Genomic DNA, 17,989 nt, shown 5'->3' on the forward strand with positions numbered 1-17,989 from the left:
TCAGAAGTGAAACGAAATAGCGCCGATGGTAGTGTGGGGCTTCCCCATGTGAGAGTAGGACATCGCCAGGCTTTAAATTTAAGAAGCCCGCTCGAAAGAGCGGGCTTTTTTGCATCTATAGAGTTTTAAAATTAGCTCACTTTATACCTAAAAAGTGTTCATCTAAGGTGCGATATACTTGCTCTCTGCAACCTTCCAAAAGGCTTTAACAAGCGGATTCTCCAGCTGAGTTTTGTTGCAGCAAACACCAAGTTTAAAAGGTTTAATTGGTAAGACTTTTAAACGATTTATCTTTTCTCTTACCGGACTGTTGTTGATTACAACATCAGGTGCTATACCTACTCCACACCCCAATGCAACCATACTTACGATGGCTTCATGTCCGGAGGTTTGTGCGTAGATCTTTGGCTTTATTTTCATTTGTTTGAGCCAAGTATTGGCCCTGTCCCTTGCCGTTCCTGCTTCTGGGAGTATGAATGGAATGACCGACCAGTCTGGTTTTTCTTTTTGTAGCTCTTCAGCAAACGCACTAACCCCAACAGGTACGATGACAGAAAGTGGGATTTCACTGATCGTTTCAAATGCGATTTTATTTGGCATCTGTTCTGACTTGGCTGATATGGCAATATCGGCTTCATCTGCTAGTATTTTGTCGATCGCTTGAGCTGGATCGCCGGTTGATAGTTTGAACTCAATGAAAGGGTTCTGAATACGAAAGTCAGAGATTAGCTCCGGAAGATGGCTGTAGCTTGCAGTAACAGAACAAAAGAGACGGATTTCTCCTTTCAGTTCATCCTCGGTTCCCTTCAGGTGACTCTGATACTGCTGCCATTCGCCAAGAATCTTTAAGGCAACTGGGACTAGCTTTTTACCTTGGATAGTTAAATCAACGCTACGGTTGTCGCGTAAAAACAATTGTTGGCTGGTTTCCTCCTCTAATTTTTGTATCTGTCGGCTTAAGGCTGAAGGGCTAATATGCATTGCCGCTGCGGTCTTGGCGAAACTTTTACTCTCACAGAGATGAATGAAAAGTTGCAGGCTTTTGATATTCATTAAATTTTCATTTCCATGTTGCATAAATTGCAATAACTAATTGTGAATATATCACTTTAAGCAATCTCATGTCTGTTTTAGTATGAAGTTATTCGGTAAGGCAATTACTGACCTCAATGGAAGAATCTCAAAGGAGCACCCAGATGGCTAATTATTTCAATACCCTAAACTTGCGCGAGCAGTTGGACCAATTAGGTCGTTGTCGTTTTATGGACCGCAGTGAGTTCGCTTCAGAAGCGGATTATCTGAAAGGTAAGAAAGTAGTCATTGTAGGTTGTGGTGCTCAAGGTCTTAACCAAGGTCTGAACATGCGCGACTCTGGTCTAGACGTTGCTTATGCGCTTCGCCAAGCCGCGATTGATGAGCAACGCCAGTCATTCAAAAACGCAAAAGACAACGGTTTTGAGGTAGGTAGCTACGAAACGCTAATTCCACAAGCTGATCTAGTAGTAAACCTTACTCCAGATAAGCAGCACACAAACGTTGTTGAGACGGTAATGCCGTTAATGAAAGAAGGCGCAGCACTAGGTTACTCTCACGGTTTCAACGTTGTTGAAGAAGGCATGCAAATCCGTAAAGACCTAACGGTAGTAATGGTTGCACCTAAATGTCCAGGTACGGAAGTTCGTGAAGAATACAAGCGCGGTTTCGGTGTACCGACTCTTATCGCTGTTCACCCAGAGAACGACCCAAAAGGTGAAGGTTGGGATATCGCGAAAGCTTGGGCTGCTGCAACCGGTGGTCACCGTGCTGGCTGTCTAGAGTCTTCTTTTGTTGCTGAGGTGAAATCTGACCTAATGGGTGAGCAAACTATCCTTTGTGGCATGCTACAGGCTGGCTCTATCGTGTGTTACGAGAAGATGATTGCTGATGGTATCGATCCTGGCTACGCTGGTAAGCTTCTTCAATACGGTTGGGAAACCATCACTGAAGCACTGAAGTTTGGTGGTATCACTCACATGATGGATCGCCTAACTAACCCTGCAAAAGTGAAAGCATTTGAGCTTTCTGAAGAGCTAAAAGAACTTATGCGTCCGCTATACAACAAGCACATGGATGACATCATCACCGGTCACTTCTCTAGCACTATGATGGCTGACTGGGCAAACGACGATGCAAATCTACTAGGCTGGCGTGCAGAAACAGGTGAAACTGCTTTCGAAAACTACCCAGAAACTGACGTAGAAATCTCTGAGCAAGAGTACTTCGATAACGGCATCTTGATGGTTGCTATGGTTCGTGCGGGTGTTGAGCTAGCATTCGAAGCGATGACGGCATCTGGCATCATCGATGAGTCTGCTTACTACGAGTCTCTACACGAGCTGCCACTTATCGCAAACACTATCGCACGTAAGCGTTTATACGAGATGAACGTGGTTATCTCAGACACTGCGGAATACGGTAACTACCTGTTCGCTAACGTAGCAACGCCGCTTCTACGTGAGAAGTTTATGCCAGCCGTAAATACTGACGTAATTGGTAAAGGTTTAGGTGAAACGTCTAACCAAGTGGATAACGCGACTCTTATCGCTGTGAATGAAACAATCCGTAACCACCCTGTAGAGTACATCGGTGAAGAGCTACGTGGTTACATGACTGATATGAAGCGTATCGCGGTGGGCGGCTAAATGACTGGCCTTAAGGCTCCATTTCGGTGTCGAAGGTGCTCGTTTACTATCGTACTCCTAGAAATGAAACCTTAATACAGCGTAATTTACTTAGTCTCAAGTAACGCAGTAGATAAACTCCAGGCAGACTGGAGTGATAAATACAAAATAAAACACAACATCTAATCAAAAGGCTTGGTCGCCGTTGACCAAGCCTTTTTGTTTTTAGCCGATTTATCTGCGCGCCGATAAGAAAAACGCTCCTTTGTGAGGAGCGCTTTGATACTTATTTTTCAGCAAGCTTTTCTTCAAGTTGTGCCAACTTCTGTTCCATTTCTGTTAGCTTTTGACGTGTACGTAGTAAAACTTGAGTTTGAACATCAAACTCTTCGCGACTTACAACATCTAGCTTGTTTAGCTGGCCTTGGATTACTTGACGAACTTTCTGATCGACATCAGAGCCCAACTCTTTTACAGGTTGAGGCATTGAGTCGTGAATCTGTTTAGCAATTTGCTCTAATTTCTTTGGGTCAAACATAGTGGCTAAAACTCCTTTTGATTTGTCCTCATTTTAAGTAAATGATACGTGAAAGTCGCCATTTAGATGGCAAAAAAGAGAGCGGCAATAAAAAAGGCCACCGAAGTGACCTTTTTGAATGCCTTAATAGCTTATCTGTTATCCGCTAATTCACGATGAGCTGCTTTCGCTTCGTCAACTCGCGCTAACTTCTCCAAGTCTTTGTCTTCAACAAATACTGGCAGAGGTTTGTGTTTTTCAGCTAGGTAGCTGTAAATCACAGGTAGTACAAATAGTGTGAACAGTGTACCGATTGCAAGGCCAGCAACGATGACGATACCGATACTGAAACGTTGCGCGGCACCTGCACCTGTTGCGTACATCAGTGGGATAAGACCTGCGATCATCGCAGCAGTGGTCATTAGGATAGGGCGAAGACGCACTTTCGCAGCTTCCATCACCGCATCAATACGAGACAGTTTATTATGTAACTGCTCTTCCTTGGCGACTTCACAGATCAAGATACCGTGCTTGGTTATTAGGCCGACCAGCGTGATCAAACCAACCTGCGAGTAGATGTTCATCGAGGCCGTACCCCAGGCCAATGCGATCAAGGCACCACATATTGCCAGAGGTACAGATACCATGATGACAATAGGATCGCGGAGTGATTCAAATTGAATCGCCAGAACGAGGAAGATGATCGCAAGTGCAAGACCGAAGGTTGCATACAAGGCACTACCTTCCGTTACAAACTGACGAGATTCGCCCATGTAATCGTGGTTATAGCCTGCAGGCAGCTTGGTTTGTGCAATATTTTCAAACCAGTCGATTGCGTCACCCATAGCAACACTAGGCGATGGTACTGCACCCACAGTCGCTGAGTTTAGCTGGTTGAAGTGTGGCAAAGAGCGAGGCTCAGCCACCACATCGATAGTAATCAGACTGCCTAATGGAACCGCTTTACCATCCACAGAGCGTACATAGTAGTTCTTCATCGATTCTGGGTTTAGACGCCATTTACGCTCAACTTGAGGGATCACCTCATACGAGCGGCCATTCAGGTCGATTCGGTTTACATAACCATCTGCCATCATGGTGCTGAGAGTGATGCCAATGTCTTGCATAGTCACACCGTAGGCACCCGCTTTGTCTTTATCGATCTTGATCTTCATCGTTGCTGAATCGTAGTTCAAATCCAGGTCGGAATAGACAAACATTGGGCTACTTGCAACATCGGTTAGAATATCGCTAGCGATAGTAAACAAGCTCTCGAAGCTATTTGGTGTTGTAATTACAAACTGAACAGGTAGACCTGAGCCTGCACCTGGAAGCTCTGGCATTTGGAATGCAGTGACAGACATACCAGGTACACTTGATACTAGGCCACCCACACGTTTCGTGATTTCAGATTGGCTTGCCTCTCGTTCACTCCAAGGCTTCAATGTTGCTAGGCCAAACGCTTGGTTTGAGTTTGGTACACCATTAAAGACCTGCGCGTATTCCACCTCCGGTTGATCTGAGAGTATTTGGTTTACGTCATCCATGGTATTTTGGATATAGTCCAAGTTCGCGTTTGATGGTGCGGTACCCATCAGCATGACCACACCTTTATCTTCAGATGGTGCTAGTTCGCTAGGAATAAACTTGAACAAGACCGGTAAGCTTGCAAATACAATGATTGCAAACGCAATAACAACCGGACGATGAGCCATTACCGCTTTCAACATGCCTTCGTAACGAGTGGTCATGCCATCAAGGATATGGTGAACTTTTTGCTCAAACTTGCTTGGCTTCTCGTTCGCCTTCAGCATCTTCGAACACATCATTGGTGATAGTGTCAAAGCGATGATGCCGGATACGAATACTGAACCTGCCAGTGTCAAAGCGAACTCTTTGAACAATGAACCGGTGATACCACCCATCAATGCGATCGGTGCGTACACTGCACCTAGCGTCAATGTCATCGCGATAACTGGAACCGCAATTTCACGTGTACCAATGATTGCAGCTCGGAATGGTGATTCCCCTTCTTTGATGTGACGGTCAACGTTTTCTAGTACAACGATCGCGTCATCCACCACCAGACCGATGGCAAGCACCATCGCCAGTAGCGTCATCAAGTTCCAAGAGAAACCCATTGCCTGCATCACCATTGCCACACCAATCAATGAAAGTGGAATGGTCACGATAGGAATGATTACCGCGCGGAATGAACCTAGGAACAGTGTGATAACCACAAGTACGATTACTGCTGCTTCAAGAATCGTTTTCACTACTTCGTGAATCGATTCGTTGATGGCGATAGTTGAGTCGTACATTACGTTCATTTTGATGTTACTTGGTAGGTTGCGCTCAAGCTGAGGCAACAGTTCAAGTACGTCTGCTGCAATGTTGATTGGGTTAGCACTTGGCGCTGCGTTGATCGCCGCAACCACAGCTTCTTGACCGTTTGCACTTGCGCGATAAACGTCGTGACTCTTCTCTAGCGTTACTTTAGCGATATCACCTAGGCGGATGACATCCCCTTCACCAGTTTTCACGACCAATGCTTCAAGTTCAGCAACGTTTGATACCTGAGTATCTGCGCTACCGTTATAAAGCACGAACTCACCCGTCGCTTGACCGGTTGCAGATTGGTAGTTGTTGGCGTTAAGAACGCTCATCACATCGGTTGCGGTAAGCTTCAAAGCGCCCATTTTGGCAGGATCTAACCATACGCGCAGTGCGTACTTCATACCACCATACAGGTCAACTTTGGACACACCGTTTACGGTGAACAACTGCGGGTTGATTACACGCTCAAGGTAGTCAGTGATCTGGCTTGAAGATAACTCGTCACTCGTAAAGCCGATGTACAGTACCGCCGTTGTCGAACCTGTCGACATGGTTACGGTTGGGTCTTCGGCTTCTTTTGGTAGCTGTGAACGTACCGAGTTGGTTTTCGCCAGAATGTCAGACAACGCCGCATTTGGATCAGTATTCAACTTCATGTTTACAGTAATGGTCGATTTACCCAGTACCGATTGCGAAGTCATGTAATCAATATTATCGGCTTGCGCTACCGCTTGCTCCAATGGCTGAGTAATAAAGCCTTGGATCAAGTTGGCACTTGCACCGTAGTAACTGGTGGTCACGGTGACCACCGTATTCGTCATTTCAGGGTATTCACGAACCTGCATTTTGAACACCGCTTGCAAACCAAGCAATGCAATCAAAAAGCTGATCGATACCGCTAAAACTGGACGTTTTATAAAAACATCTGTAAAGCGCATGATGCCTCCAACTTAAAGCATTGGTGTTTCAGCAGGTGGGGTAGTTGCATCGCTTTCGACAATGCTTACTTTCGCATGGTTACTCAAACGGACTTGACCCGATGTCACCACTACATCACCTGGCTTCACGCCTTCTAGAATGTGTGCGATATCTTTAGAGCGTTCGCCAACTTTTACCACATGCTGCTTAACGCGTTTTTCGCCATCTTCTTCTGTTACGATGTAAACATTGTCGCCATACAGCGTAAATGTGATCGCGGTTTGAGGTAGCGTGACCTGATTTTCTAATTTAGGCAGAATGATGTTTGCACGCGCGAACATACCACTACGTAGTTTGCCGTCACTGTTAGGGATATCCGCTTGAACTTGAATCAAACCACTTTGTACGTTTACAGCTGGTTCAATCGCAGAAATAGACCCTTTGAAAGGTTGGTCTGGATAAGCGTCAACAAAGATATCCACTTCTTGATCGATATTGATACGTGAAATATCGGTTTGTGGCACGGTGAAGCGCAAGCGCATCACGCTGGTATCTTCAAGGCGAACAATATCGGTGCCCGCCTGTAGGTACTGACCGAGGTACACGTTACGAATACCTACCACACCATCAAATGGCGCTTTGATTTCACGTCGGTCGATGGTTGCTTTCAGGCTTTCAATATCCGCTTTTAAGGAGAAGTAGTTTGCTTCTGCTTCGTCATACGCTTCTTTAGAAATAGAGCCTTTTTTGAATAGGCCTTGGTAGCGTTTGTATTTCGCTTCTGCCGCTGGCAACTTAGCTTGCGAGCTCTTCAAATTTGCTTTTTCGACTTCAGAATCAAGCAACACTAATGGCTGACCCGATTTAACTTGAGTACCGGAATCAAACGCGATTTTATCGATAACACCGCTCGTTTCGTTCGCTACCGTCACGCCTTGGTTTGGCTCGATAAAACCAATTGCCTCGATGACTGGTACCCAATCCACCGCTTGCACTTCTGTCACGGTTACTGGGAACTCAGGTTCAGGACGGTTTGCCATGTATTCAGCGATCTTTTGTTGCTTAAATAAATTGAAACCTATCACGCTGCCGAACAAGAGAACGGCGATAAGTAACATAAAGAAAGTCCACTTTTTCATTCTATTAAGAACTCCAAGTTAGTGTTTAATAATTGCATCCCAACTGGCTTCAATAGCGGCCTCTAATGCCGTCTTATCCAGTTGATAAAATCCCAAAGCGTGTTTCCGAGCAAGTGCAACACTTGCCTCAAAACTTAATCCAGAAAGTACTTCGTTATCGAGAAGCTTGAATACTCCCTCGTCTTTGCCCTGATTGAAAAGAAGATCTACTTGGGCAAACATTTGTCTCTCAAGTTCCCGAGCTTTGCTACTATTTGAACAGGGTAAAGATTCATATTGGACTCGGTTGCTGATCGCACTTAAGTTCGAGCTCGCTAGATTCCAAATATTGAGCCACATGGTTCGATAACGCTGTTTTAAAGGCATCTCTTCACTAACACCTAGTTGCACCGCAGTAGCAACACGCTTAGCAACGTTAAGGCGTAGTTCCTCTAAAAGATGTTCTTTATCTGAGAAATAACGGTAAATCGTCCCTGCTGCGACACCTGCCTCATTGGCGAGCTTTTGCATGGAAAGCCCTTGAAAGCCAGATTCAGCAATGAGTTGTTCAGCAGCGACTAAGATTTGTTCTCGTTTATCTACAGCAGGGTTATCCTTCATAATGTCACCCTTTAGTGAATGAACGTTCATTCATTATAGCTTAAATACCCGCCATTTATGCAACAGAATATTGCACTTAATTGGTGTGAAAATTACAAGAAATCAGCATAGCTTTCACGAGGCCACCCCTTTATCATAGGCGCCACATTCATCACCCGCAGAGAATTTCTATGAAGCTGAACCCTAGTCAAGATGAAGCCGTGAAATACGTGTCTGGTCCATGCCTAGTGCTAGCTGGTGCTGGCTCGGGCAAAACTCGTGTTATTACCAATAAAATCGCTTATCTGGTTCAGCAATGTGGTTACAAAGCGCGTAACATTGCGGCGGTGACGTTTACCAACAAAGCGGCACGTGAAATGAAGGAGCGTGTAGGTCAAACGTTAGGGAAAGGTGAGTCTAAAGGTTTGATGGTATCAACATTCCACACTTTAGGATTGAACATCATCAAGCGTGAGTACAAGCATTTAGGGTTGAAAGCGGGCTTCTCACTGTTTGATGACCAAGACCAGCTAGCGCTGCTCAAGGAGCTTACTGAAAAGCAGCTTGATGGTGATAAAGATCTGCTACGTCAGCTTCTGAGTTGTATTTCCAACTGGAAAAACGACATGTTGACGCCAGAGCAAGCCAAAGCGCGTGCGCAAGGTGAACAGCAACAATTGTTTGCGTTCTGTTTTGATATGTACCAAAAGCAAATGAAAGCCTATAACGCGCTTGATTTTGATGACCTAATTTTGATGCCCGTTTTACTCTTACGTAATCATGAAGACGTTCGTCAGCGTTGGCAGAATCGTATCCGTTACCTACTGGTTGACGAGTATCAAGATACCAACACGAGTCAGTATGAGCTGGTCAAATTAATTGTCGGAGAACGTGGACGATTGACGGTTGTAGGGGATGACGATCAGTCTATTTATTCATGGCGTGGTGCGAAACCTCAGAACCTCGTGTTGCTGGGTGAAGATTATCCGAATTTGCGTTTGATTAAGCTAGAGCAAAACTACCGTTCAACGAGTCGAATCCTGCGTGCGGCCAACATTTTGATAGCTAACAACCCTCACGTCTATGAGAAGTCCCTGTTCTCTGAAATTCCTGACGGTGAAAAACTCAAAGTGTTGTTGGCTAAAAATGAAGAGCACGAAGCAGAGCGCGTAACGGGTGAACTAATTGCGCATAAGTTCCTAAACCGTACCGAATATAAAGATTATGCGATTCTATATCGTGGTAACCACCAATCACGTTTGATTGAAAAGTCTCTGATGCAAAACCGTGTACCGTATAAAATTTCTGGCGGCACCTCGTTTTTTGCGCGCGCAGAGATTAAAGACATCATGGCGTATTTGCGCGTTTTGGTTAATCCGGATGACGACAATGCATTTTTGCGCATTGTGAATACTCCACGACGTGAAATTGGCCCAGTAACGTTAGAGAAGTTAGGCAGTTATGCCAATATGCGAGGGAAGAGCCTGTTTGAATCGAGCTTTGAAATGGGGCTCGAACAGCACCTAACGGGACGTGGTCTAGAAAACTTGCGTCGTTTCACCCAATGGCTAGTGGCGATTGCTGATCAAGCTGAGCGTGGTGATACCGTCGAAGCGGTTCGTTCGCTAGTTCGTGATATCCATTATGAAGATTGGCTATACGAAACTTCAGCAAGTCCGAAAGCCGCTGAAATGCGAATGAAAAACGTTTCTGACCTTTATTCATGGATAGTGGCGGACCTAGAGGGTGACAACTACGATCAAGAAGAGAAAACGTTAAAAGAAGTCGTTCAACGTTTGACCTTGCGTGACATGATGGAGCGCGGTGAAGAAGATGAAGACAGTGATGCAGTACAACTGATGACCTTGCACGCATCAAAAGGCCTTGAGTTCCCATATGTATACTTAATTGGGTCCGAAGAAGGTATTTTACCGCACCAAACCAGTATTGATGAAGATAACGTGGAAGAAGAGCGTCGCCTGATGTACGTTGGTATTACTCGAGCGCAACGTGAACTGACTTTCACTATGTGCAAAGAGCGTCGGCAGTTCGGCGAGTTGATCAAACCGACTCAAAGCCGCTTTTTGGATGAGTTGCCATTTGATGACGTTGAATGGGAAGTAAACAAAAAGCCAGTATCAGCAGAAGAGCGTATGGCGAAAGGTCAAGCACACATTGCCAATATTCGAGCAATGTTTAAGAAGTAAAGTAACCTTGTTCTCACTGACTAAAAACAAAAAGGCTTGCCAACTGGCAAGCCTTTTTCGTTGATGTCTTTACTTATAGACCTTCAATCATGTGGTCAATTGCTGCGATGATTTCATCGTCAGAACAGTCCATACAGGTTCCTTTGGCTGGCATCGCATTGAAGCCTTCTAATGCGTGCTTCACTAACGTATCTTTGCCTTGTGCAATACGTGGTGCCCAATCATCGGCATTACCTGTTTTAGGTGCGCCGTTTACACCAGATGCGTGACAAGCAATACAAAAAGTACCATAAACTGTGGCGCCATCACGTGGACCGGTTGGTTCTTCTTTCACTGGCTCAGAACCCGCTAGATAAACATCACCGACAGGTTGGATGCGTTCTGCGATCGCATCGTATTCAGTTTGGCTGATGTCAGAAGCTAAAGCTGCCGTAGAAAACGTTAAGGCAGCGAACAAAACGCTAATCATTTGTCGAGACATATCCATTAAACCCACTTCACATTCCCGAGGTAAGTGACTTACCTATTTATATAGTTAGAGTATTAATGCCGAGCAGAGAAATCATTAAATTCCACTGAATGGCATAGAATGATTAGACAACTTGGTTGCAGCTGTTAAATCAATGTAAATAATGGGTGATTATATCCCGATAACTTGTTGCAATAAACAACAAGTTATCCATGACAGGGCGTGAATCACATCAAAAATCCACTTTAACGGAAGATAACTGTCGAAAAAGAGACCAAACGATAAAAAAAGTAAAAAAAGTACTAGACGGCATAGTGTGATATCCGTATTATTCCACTCCGCCGATAGGGCATGCGCCCGTAGCTCAGTTGGATAGAGCGTTGGCCTCCGGAGCCAAAGGTCGAAGGTTCGAATCCTTTCGGGCGTACCATTGCCTCGGAGGATACATCGGTAAAAATCAGTGGTGGCTATAGCTCAGTTGGTAGAGCCCCGGATTGTGATTCCGGTTGTCGCGAGTTCAAGTCTCGTTAGCCACCCCATTCTTTCTTTTTTAGATTGAATGCGGTAGCATTGCTCCCAATCTTGATTCAATCAAGATAAAACATCGTCGGTGAATAGCGCAGCTTGGTAGCGCATCTGGTTTGGGACCAGAGGGTCGGGGGTTCGAATCCCTCTTCACCGACCACTATTTAGTTTATGGCTATATAGAGCGGTAAACAGAAAAAATTGATGGTGGCTATAGCTCAGTTGGTAGAGCCCTGGATTGTGATTCCGGTGGTCGCGAGTTCGAATCTCGTTAGCCACCCCATTAATTAAGGTGATTTCTTAGTTGAAGTGTCCTGTCTGATTTGAGAAAATCAGCAAATACAGTTCGGTGAATAGCGCAGCTTGGTAGCGCATCTGGTTTGGGACCAGAGGGTCGGGGGTTCGAATCCCTCTTCACCGACCACTATTAGAAAGCCTGCTTTTTAGCAGGCTTTCGTCGTTTTAGAGTTTATGATCTCGCTTGGACTGTATTAGTCGGTAATGTATCAATGGATTTGAACCCAAGTGGGGTTCGCCTGAAGTTAGAATTCGGCTCTTCACCGACCGCTATTTAGAGCCCCAGTCGAAAGACTGGGGCTTTTTTACATCTCTCCTGAAAAGAATCGGCATTCCATTTCAATTTTCCCCAAAAGTGTACAGCTCTAGGGGCTTTTGACCACCTATGATCCAAATGCTTTTCGAGCTGACAAAATAAACCCCAGAGCAGTGTCTGGGGTTTTGTAGTTTTCTAATCCGCTGCTTTTATTGGGCGAGTGTTTTAAGGATTTCTTTCAGTTCTACCGTTTCTTGGATTTCAAAACTTGGCGTTATATCCGTTGAGTTGCTTGCGCCTGTCGCATTCACCCATACACTCAAAATGCCCATATTGTTAGCGCCAGCAATGTCAGCAGGTAAAGAGTCGCCCACGTGTAGAGCCTCTTCTGGTTTTACTTCGACCAAGTCGAGCGCTTTTTGGAAAATACTTGTAGCAGGTTTCTCTTCTGGCTCTTCTCCTCCCACAATAATATGGTCCACCCAGTTGCTCATTTGTGTCGCGTTTAATTTAGGGTGTTGAGAAAAAATCGGGCCGTTAGTGATCACGACGAGTTTGTAATGTTGACGAAGATCGCTGAGCATTTCTTTTACACCAGGGAAGAAAGTGAACGCGCCCATACGTGCAGAGTCAAAGTAGTCTTGAGCTTGTTGAGCCTCTTTTGCAGTGATGCTGACGCCTTGCTCCGCCAAGATGTTTTGGATCAAGCCACAACGGAAGGCATTTTCATCGGGTAGCAGAGCCACAAGGTGAGGGAACTCAGCATTCAGCTTTTTGTATACACCCTGTAAGTAGCGCTGCAAAAACGCTTTTGGATCAGTCACTTGTGGGTAGGTTTTATGAATCCAAGTTGTAAACGCTTGTCCTGCAACTTTATCGGCTTGTGACGTTGCACATAAAGTCTCGTCCATATCAAAAAAAATCGCTTTAAGCACAGGAGCTCCTTTTATTTACGGCTTGGCTTTGACACTGTTCATCTATTATCCCACTCTCAATTGTGTCGTAAAGGGTTAAAATCGGCGAGTTTTCTTATGACGTACGAATGAGGATAGCGGTACTTTCCTTTGCTTAGTCAATAAACCGCTTAAGTGGCGCATAATCTGCGTTGGAGCAGGATTTGTGTGGTTTTGCTGTTTTGTTCACGTTTTGACCGATCCTTTCTCTTCCTAAGTTTGGCTTTTTGTATTTGCCGACTATTTTATTAATAGTTTTTTATGTTGAAAAAACACTTTTTGCATATGATATTGTTTGTTAAATGTTAATAAATGCACATGAATAATATGGTTAATGATCTTGTTTAGCTCATGTTTACTTTTAGAGCATTTTTCTAGTTTTATTGGTGCATGACGCACAAAAATAGTGTGATATGAAAATGGTTAAATACTTGTTAATGCATTTTTATTCGCTAATTGTGCGTTTATTTAATGTTTTTTCGGCGGAATATACTTTAATTGTTGCTTTTTTGTGTGATTTTTGCCAAATTATTTCCGCATTAAGATTTCAGAGTATTATTCTGAATTTGAACGGATTCATTCAGGTGATGAATGGTGCCTTTGGCATGATTCGATACCACAGACAAGGCAGTAGAGGTCTGAAATGTCACTATTAGAAGTGAAAAACCTTCGTATTGAATACCCATCCCGACACGGCGTTCACGCTGCCGTGAAATCACTTTCTTTTCATATTGAACGTGGTGAAATCGTGGGTGTTGTTGGCGAATCAGGTGCGGGTAAATCCACCGTTGGTAACGCCGTTATTGATTTGCTTAGCCCTCCAGGTCGCGTTGCTAGCGGTGATGTATTCCTGGATGGAGAAAAAATTTCTGGCCTATCACCAGAAGCGATGCGTAAGGTTCGCGGCTCGAAAATAGGTTTTATTTTCCAAGATCCGATGACCTCGCTCAATCCACTTTTTACTGTTGAGCAACAGCTAAAAGAGACGATCCACGCCAACATGAAGGTCTCTGATGAAGAGGCGTATCAGCGCGCGCTTTCTCTTATGCAGCAGGTTGGTATTCCGCAACCAGAAAACCGCTTAAAACAGTACCCACACCAATTCTCTGGTGGTATGCGTCAGCGTGTTGTCATTGCCATTGCTTTGGCTGGTGAGCCAGATCTGATCATTGCCGATGAGCCAACTACGGCGTTAGACGTTTCTATCCAAGACCAAATCCTCAACTTGATCCGCGAGCTGTGTATCAAGAACAATGTCGGCTGTATGTTGGTTACTCACGATATGGGTGTCGTCTCCAACGTCACCGATCGCGTAGCGGTAATGTATCGTGGTGACTTGGTGGAGTTTGGACCAACAGCCAAAGTATTGGGCGATCCTGATCACTCTTATACTCGCAGTCTAATTTCAGCGGTACCACGTTCAGACAGAAAGCTAGATCGTTTCCCGTTAGTAAGCTATATCGAAGAAGCGGCGGAAATGGAGCCACTCGATATCAAGAACCACTGGTTAGGACAAAGCCAAGATGAGCGTGAGTACACTGGCCCGCTTTTGGACGTGAAGAACGTCAATCTTCGCTTTGTGACCAAAGACTCTTTGTTCGAGAGCCGTCGAGAATACGTGCAAGCATCTAATAATGTGAGCCTTGAAGTGCACGAAGGCGAAACCTTTGGTTTGGTGGGCGAGTCTGGTTCAGGTAAATCGACCATTGCACGTGTGATTGCTGGTTTATACCAACCTAACTCTGGTCAGGTGAAATTCGAGGGCATTGACCTGACCGCTTTAACCTCTGAGAAAGAGCGCCGCCCGATGCGTCGTCAAATGCAGATGGTGTTCCAAAACCCATATACTTCAATGAACCCTCGTATGAAGGTATTCGATATTATTGCTGAGCCAATCCGTTTCCATAAATTGACGAAAAACGAGTCGGAAACTCGCCAAATCGTGAATGACCTATTGGATCATGTTGGTTTGGGTCGAATGGCTGGGCTTAAGTACCCTCATGAATTCTCCGGTGGTCAGCGTCAGCGTATTTCTATTGCGCGTGCGTTGGCGACTCGTCCTCGACTTTTGATTTGTGATGAACCGACCTCAGCACTGGACGTATCGGTACAGGCACAAATTCTAAACTTGCTGAAAGATCTGCAAAGTGAGCTGAACTTGACTATGTTGTTTATCAGTCACGATTTACCTGTTATTCGTCAGATGTGTGACCGAGTAGGTGTGATGCAAATGGGTACACTTTTAGAAGTGGCACCAACAGAACAGTTATTCACGGCACCTCAACACGAATACAGCAAAAAATTGATTTCTCTGATGCCGGAGTTTACTGGCTTGCGAGAAGAGATCGAAACGGCATAAACCAAGCAATTCGCTTGGCTCTAACCTTTAGTCATAACAAAGACGCAAACACAACAACAAGGGATCCGTATCCCCGCATGAAGGAGTTATGCAAATGAAAACCATGAAAAGCAAATTAGCAGTGGCGCTAATGGCTGCGGGCCTAAGCTTTAACGCAATGGCAGCAGATATCAAAGTTGGCTATGCAGCTGACCCAGTATCGCTTGACCCACATGAGCAGCTATCAGGTGGCACACTGCAAATGTCACACATGGTATTTGATCCGTTGGTTCGCTTTACTCAAAAAATGGATTTCGAGCCTCGCCTAGCAGAAAGCTGGGAACGTATTAACGATACGACTGTTCGTTTCAAACTGCGTGAAGGTGTGAAATTCCATTCTGGCAATACTCTAACGGCTGACGACGTCGTGTGGACGTTCCAGCGTTTACAAAGCTCTCCTGACTTTAAAAACATCTTCGACCCGTACGAAAAAATCGTCAAAGTTGACGACAACACGTTCGATCTTGTAACTAAAGGTCCTTACCCACTAGTGTTGCAAACCGCAACGTACATTTTCCCAATGGACAGCAAGTTCTACACGGGCAAAACTGCGGACGGCAAAGACAAGTCTGAGTTAGTGAAGCACGGTAACTCATTTGCATCGACTAACGTATCTGGCACGGGTCCATTCATTGTGACTTCACGTGAACAGGGCGTAAAAGTGGAATTTGAACGCTTTAAAGATTACTGGGACAAAGAGTCGAAAGGTAATGTTGATAAGCTAACACTTGTGCCAATCAAAGAAGACGCAACTCGTGTAGCAGCGCTGCTTTCTGGCGGTGTAGACATGATTCACCCTGTAGCGCCAAACGACCACAAACGCGTTGAAGACGCAGACGGCATCGACCTAGTTACGCTACCTGGTACTCGTATCATCACGTTCCAACTAAACCAAAACAGCAACGAAGCATTGAAAGACGTTCGCGTTCGCCAAGCGATTGTTCACGCAATCAATAACGAAGGTATTGTGAAGAAAATCATGAAAGGCTTCGCAACGGCCGCTGGTCAGCAAAGCCCGGCAGGTTACGTGGGTCACGATGACAAACTGGTTCCTCGCTACGATCTGAAGAAAGCGAAAGAGTTGATGAAAGAAGCGGGTTACGAAAATGGCCTGACGCTAACGATGATCGCGCCAAACAACCGTTACGTGAACGATGCGAAAGTAGCACAAGCGGCGACGGCAATGTTGTCTAAGATCGGTATCAAGGTTGATCTGAAGACCATGCCAAAAGCGCAGTACTGGCCTGAGTTCGACAAGTGTGCGGCAGACATGCTGATGATCGGTTGGCACTCAGATACAGAAGACTCAGCGAACTTCAACGAGTTCCTAACGATGACTCGTAACGAAGAAACCGGTCGTGGTCAGTACAACTGTGGTTACTACTCAAACCCAGAAATGGACAAAGTGGTTGAAGCTGCGAACGTAGAGACGGATCCTGCGAAACGTGCAGAAATGCTGAAGGGCGTAGAAGCGACACTATACAACGACGCAGCATTCGTACCGCTACACTGGCAAAGTGAAGCATGGGGCGCGAAGTCTAACGTGAAAGCGGCAGATATCGTTAACCCGATGGTAATGCCTTACTTCGGTGACCTAGTGGTTGAATAATCACGGTTAGTCGACTTTGAGGAGGGATGGATTTCCCTCCTCAACTTAAAGCACTCGACTCAGCTTTGTTTCAGTCGGATTGAGTTGGTTATTTAGACTGAATTTTCTCTCTAATTTAGAGATCTATGGATAGTTAAGGGGCAAGGAATGTTTTCGTTTCTGGTCAAGCGCCTGTTTCAGGCACTGATAGTGATGTTTGTGATCAGTTTGGTGGCGTTTGCCATTCAGGACAACCTGGGTGATCCGCTGCGTGAGCTTGTAGGTCAGTCGGTTTCGGAATCGGAGCGTCAAGCGCTACGCGACGACTTAGGCCTGAACGATCCCTTTATCACAAAGTACACGCGCTTTGTGGGTAATGCACTGCAAGGTGATTTGGGTACCTCATATTTTTTCAAGCGACCTGCGGTTGAGGTGATTCTCGACAAGCTGGTAGCTACATTAGAGCTCGTGTTTGGCGCGACGCTTATCATCATTGTTTTCTCTATTCCGCTTGGGGTGTACTCTGCGATTCATCCTAAGAGTGTTTTTACCAAATTTGTCATGGCGATGAGCAGTGTCGGTATCTCGATTCCGGTGTTCTTAACCGCAATCATGCTGATGTATGTCTTTTCAATAGAACTCGGTTGGTTGCCTTCCTATGGGCGAGGTGAAACCGCTAACGTGCTCGGTTGGGAATCTGGCTTCTTTACCATCGATGGCATTAAGCACCTTATCCTGCCGTGTATTGCGCTAGCGTCTATCATGCTGCCGTTGTTCATCCGTCTGGTACGTTCAGAAATGCTGGAAGTACTGAGCTCGGAATACATTAAGTTTGCCAAAGCAAAAGGTTTGAACTTACAAAAGATTTATTACCAACATGCACTTAAGAACACCATGCTACCAGTATTGACGGTAGGTGGCGTGCAGATTGGTACCATGGTGGCCTACACCATTCTTACTGAAACCGTGTTCCAATGGCCGGGCACTGGCTTCCTTTTCCTAGAGGCAATCAACCGTGTAGATACACCGCTGATCACTGCCTACGTTATCTTTGTTGGTCTGATCTTCGTGGTAACCAATACCATCGTTGACTTGCTGTACGGCATCATCAACCCAACTGTGAACCTAACTGGAAAAGGAGCTTAA

At 45.2% G+C, this 17,989-nt stretch carries 12 protein-coding genes and 5 tRNA genes; 10 read left to right on the plus strand and 7 right to left on the minus strand.

The annotated features are described in order from the left end of the window. Window positions 1-162: 162 nt before the first annotated feature. Entirely contained in the window at window positions 163-1,053 is an 891-nt protein-coding gene (gene ilvY, locus R7190_RS09860) for an HTH-type transcriptional activator IlvY (protein WP_005379097.1), read from the minus strand. 143 nt (window positions 1,054-1,196) lie between these two features. Between ilvY and ilvC the strand changes: the two genes are divergently transcribed. Then, window positions 1,197-2,681: a ketol-acid reductoisomerase gene (gene ilvC, locus R7190_RS09865; RefSeq protein WP_005379098.1), complete on the plus strand. Its 1,485-nt coding sequence runs from the start codon at window positions 1,197-1,199 to the stop codon at window positions 2,679-2,681. Between the two features lie 265 nt (window positions 2,682-2,946). Here the strand turns inward: ilvC and ubiK are convergent, their stop codons facing one another. The 4 genes from ubiK to R7190_RS09885 form a co-directional block, all read right to left on the minus strand. Continuing rightward, a complete protein-coding gene (gene ubiK, locus R7190_RS09870) occupies window positions 2,947-3,198 on the minus strand; it encodes a ubiquinone biosynthesis accessory factor UbiK (protein ID WP_005379099.1) in 252 nt (83 codons plus the stop codon). Window positions 3,199-3,329: 131 nt separating this feature from the next. Then, window positions 3,330-6,452 carry a multidrug efflux RND transporter permease subunit VmeD gene (gene vmeD / locus R7190_RS09875; RefSeq protein WP_005379100.1) on the minus strand — a complete coding sequence of 1,041 codons (3,123 nt, stop codon included), beginning with the start codon at window positions 6,450-6,452 and terminating at the stop codon, window positions 3,330-3,332. A 12-nt stretch (window positions 6,453-6,464) separates the two neighbouring features. Continuing rightward, window positions 6,465-7,571: a multidrug efflux RND transporter periplasmic adaptor subunit VmeC gene (vmeC, locus tag R7190_RS09880; RefSeq protein WP_005379101.1), complete on the minus strand. Its 1,107-nt coding sequence runs from the start codon at window positions 7,569-7,571 to the stop codon at window positions 6,465-6,467. Window positions 7,572-7,589: 18 nt separating this feature from the next. Beyond that, window positions 7,590-8,171: a TetR/AcrR family transcriptional regulator gene (locus tag R7190_RS09885; protein ID WP_005384254.1), complete on the minus strand. Its 582-nt coding sequence runs from the start codon at window positions 8,169-8,171 to the stop codon at window positions 7,590-7,592. A gap of 170 nt (window positions 8,172-8,341) precedes the next feature. Between R7190_RS09885 and rep the strand changes: the two genes are divergently transcribed. Further along, window positions 8,342-10,357 carry a DNA helicase Rep gene (gene rep / locus R7190_RS09890; protein WP_005379104.1) on the plus strand — a complete coding sequence of 672 codons (2,016 nt, stop codon included), beginning with the start codon at window positions 8,342-8,344 and terminating at the stop codon, window positions 10,355-10,357. Window positions 10,358-10,430: 73 nt separating this feature from the next. On the opposite strand, the gene R7190_RS09895 is transcribed toward rep, so the two are convergent. Further along, window positions 10,431-10,844: a c-type cytochrome gene (locus R7190_RS09895; protein ID WP_005384252.1), complete on the minus strand. Its 414-nt coding sequence runs from the start codon at window positions 10,842-10,844 to the stop codon at window positions 10,431-10,433. A gap of 335 nt (window positions 10,845-11,179) precedes the next feature. Between R7190_RS09895 and R7190_RS09900 the strand changes: the two genes are divergently transcribed. The 5 genes from R7190_RS09900 (at window position 11,180) to R7190_RS09920 (ending at window position 11,775) form a co-directional block, all read left to right on the plus strand. Next, a tRNA-Arg gene (locus tag R7190_RS09900) sits at window positions 11,180-11,256 on the plus strand. 33 nt (window positions 11,257-11,289) lie between these two features. Continuing rightward, window positions 11,290-11,365, plus strand: a tRNA-His gene (locus R7190_RS09905). Window positions 11,366-11,434: 69 nt separating this feature from the next. Next, window positions 11,435-11,511 (plus strand) — tRNA-Pro (locus R7190_RS09910). Between the two features lie 47 nt (window positions 11,512-11,558). Next, window positions 11,559-11,634: transfer RNA gene (locus tag R7190_RS09915), tRNA-His, on the plus strand. 64 nt (window positions 11,635-11,698) lie between these two features. After that, window positions 11,699-11,775: transfer RNA gene (locus tag R7190_RS09920), tRNA-Pro, on the plus strand. A gap of 338 nt (window positions 11,776-12,113) precedes the next feature. Here the strand turns inward: R7190_RS09920 and R7190_RS09925 are convergent. Further along, the gene (locus R7190_RS09925) at window positions 12,114-12,839 is read right to left on the minus strand and encodes an HAD family hydrolase (protein WP_085570081.1); all 726 of its coding nucleotides are present in this window, start codon (window positions 12,837-12,839) and stop codon (window positions 12,114-12,116) included. Between the two features lie 661 nt (window positions 12,840-13,500). On the opposite strand from R7190_RS09925, the gene R7190_RS09930 reads away from it, so the two are divergent. The 3 genes from R7190_RS09930 (at window position 13,501) to R7190_RS09940 (ending at window position 17,989) form a co-directional block, all read left to right on the plus strand. Continuing rightward, window positions 13,501-15,216, plus strand: a complete 1,716-nt coding sequence (locus tag R7190_RS09930) for a dipeptide ABC transporter ATP-binding protein (protein WP_213986418.1) — start codon at window positions 13,501-13,503, stop codon at window positions 15,214-15,216. Between the two features lie 94 nt (window positions 15,217-15,310). Then, on the plus strand, window positions 15,311-16,864 hold the full coding sequence (locus R7190_RS09935) for an ABC transporter substrate-binding protein (RefSeq protein WP_318137543.1): 1,554 nt from the start codon (window positions 15,311-15,313) through the stop codon (window positions 16,862-16,864). Between the two features lie 147 nt (window positions 16,865-17,011). Further along, complete coding sequence (locus tag R7190_RS09940) at window positions 17,012-17,989, plus strand: ABC transporter permease (RefSeq protein WP_005379110.1); 978 nt, start codon at window positions 17,012-17,014, stop codon at window positions 17,987-17,989.

The organism is Vibrio sp. 1078-1, from assembly GCF_033340475.1.

What these genes read in the sequence shown, in the direction of transcription:
- ilvY (WP_005379097.1), bottom strand. Translation starts at nt 1,053, where the DNA reads ATGAATATCAAAAGCCTGCAACTTTTCATTCATCTCTGTGAGAGTAAA.
- ilvC (WP_005379098.1), top strand. Translation starts at nt 1,197, where the DNA reads ATGGCTAATTATTTCAATACCCTAAACTTGCGCGAGCAGTTGGACCAA.
- ubiK (WP_005379099.1), bottom strand. Translation starts at nt 3,198, where the DNA reads ATGTTTGACCCAAAGAAATTAGAGCAAATTGCTAAACAGATTCACGAC.
- vmeD (WP_005379100.1), bottom strand. Translation starts at nt 6,452, where the DNA reads ATGCGCTTTACAGATGTTTTTATAAAACGTCCAGTTTTAGCGGTATCG.
- vmeC (WP_005379101.1), bottom strand. Translation starts at nt 7,571, where the DNA reads ATGAAAAAGTGGACTTTCTTTATGTTACTTATCGCCGTTCTCTTGTTC.
- R7190_RS09885 (WP_005384254.1), bottom strand. Translation starts at nt 8,171, where the DNA reads ATGAAGGATAACCCTGCTGTAGATAAACGAGAACAAATCTTAGTCGCT.
- rep (WP_005379104.1), top strand. Translation starts at nt 8,342, where the DNA reads ATGAAGCTGAACCCTAGTCAAGATGAAGCCGTGAAATACGTGTCTGGT.
- R7190_RS09895 (WP_005384252.1), bottom strand. Translation starts at nt 10,844, where the DNA reads ATGGATATGTCTCGACAAATGATTAGCGTTTTGTTCGCTGCCTTAACG.
- R7190_RS09930 (WP_213986418.1), top strand. Translation starts at nt 13,501, where the DNA reads ATGTCACTATTAGAAGTGAAAAACCTTCGTATTGAATACCCATCCCGA.
- R7190_RS09935 (WP_318137543.1), top strand. Translation starts at nt 15,311, where the DNA reads ATGAAAACCATGAAAAGCAAATTAGCAGTGGCGCTAATGGCTGCGGGC.
- R7190_RS09940 (WP_005379110.1), top strand. Translation starts at nt 17,012, where the DNA reads ATGTTTTCGTTTCTGGTCAAGCGCCTGTTTCAGGCACTGATAGTGATG.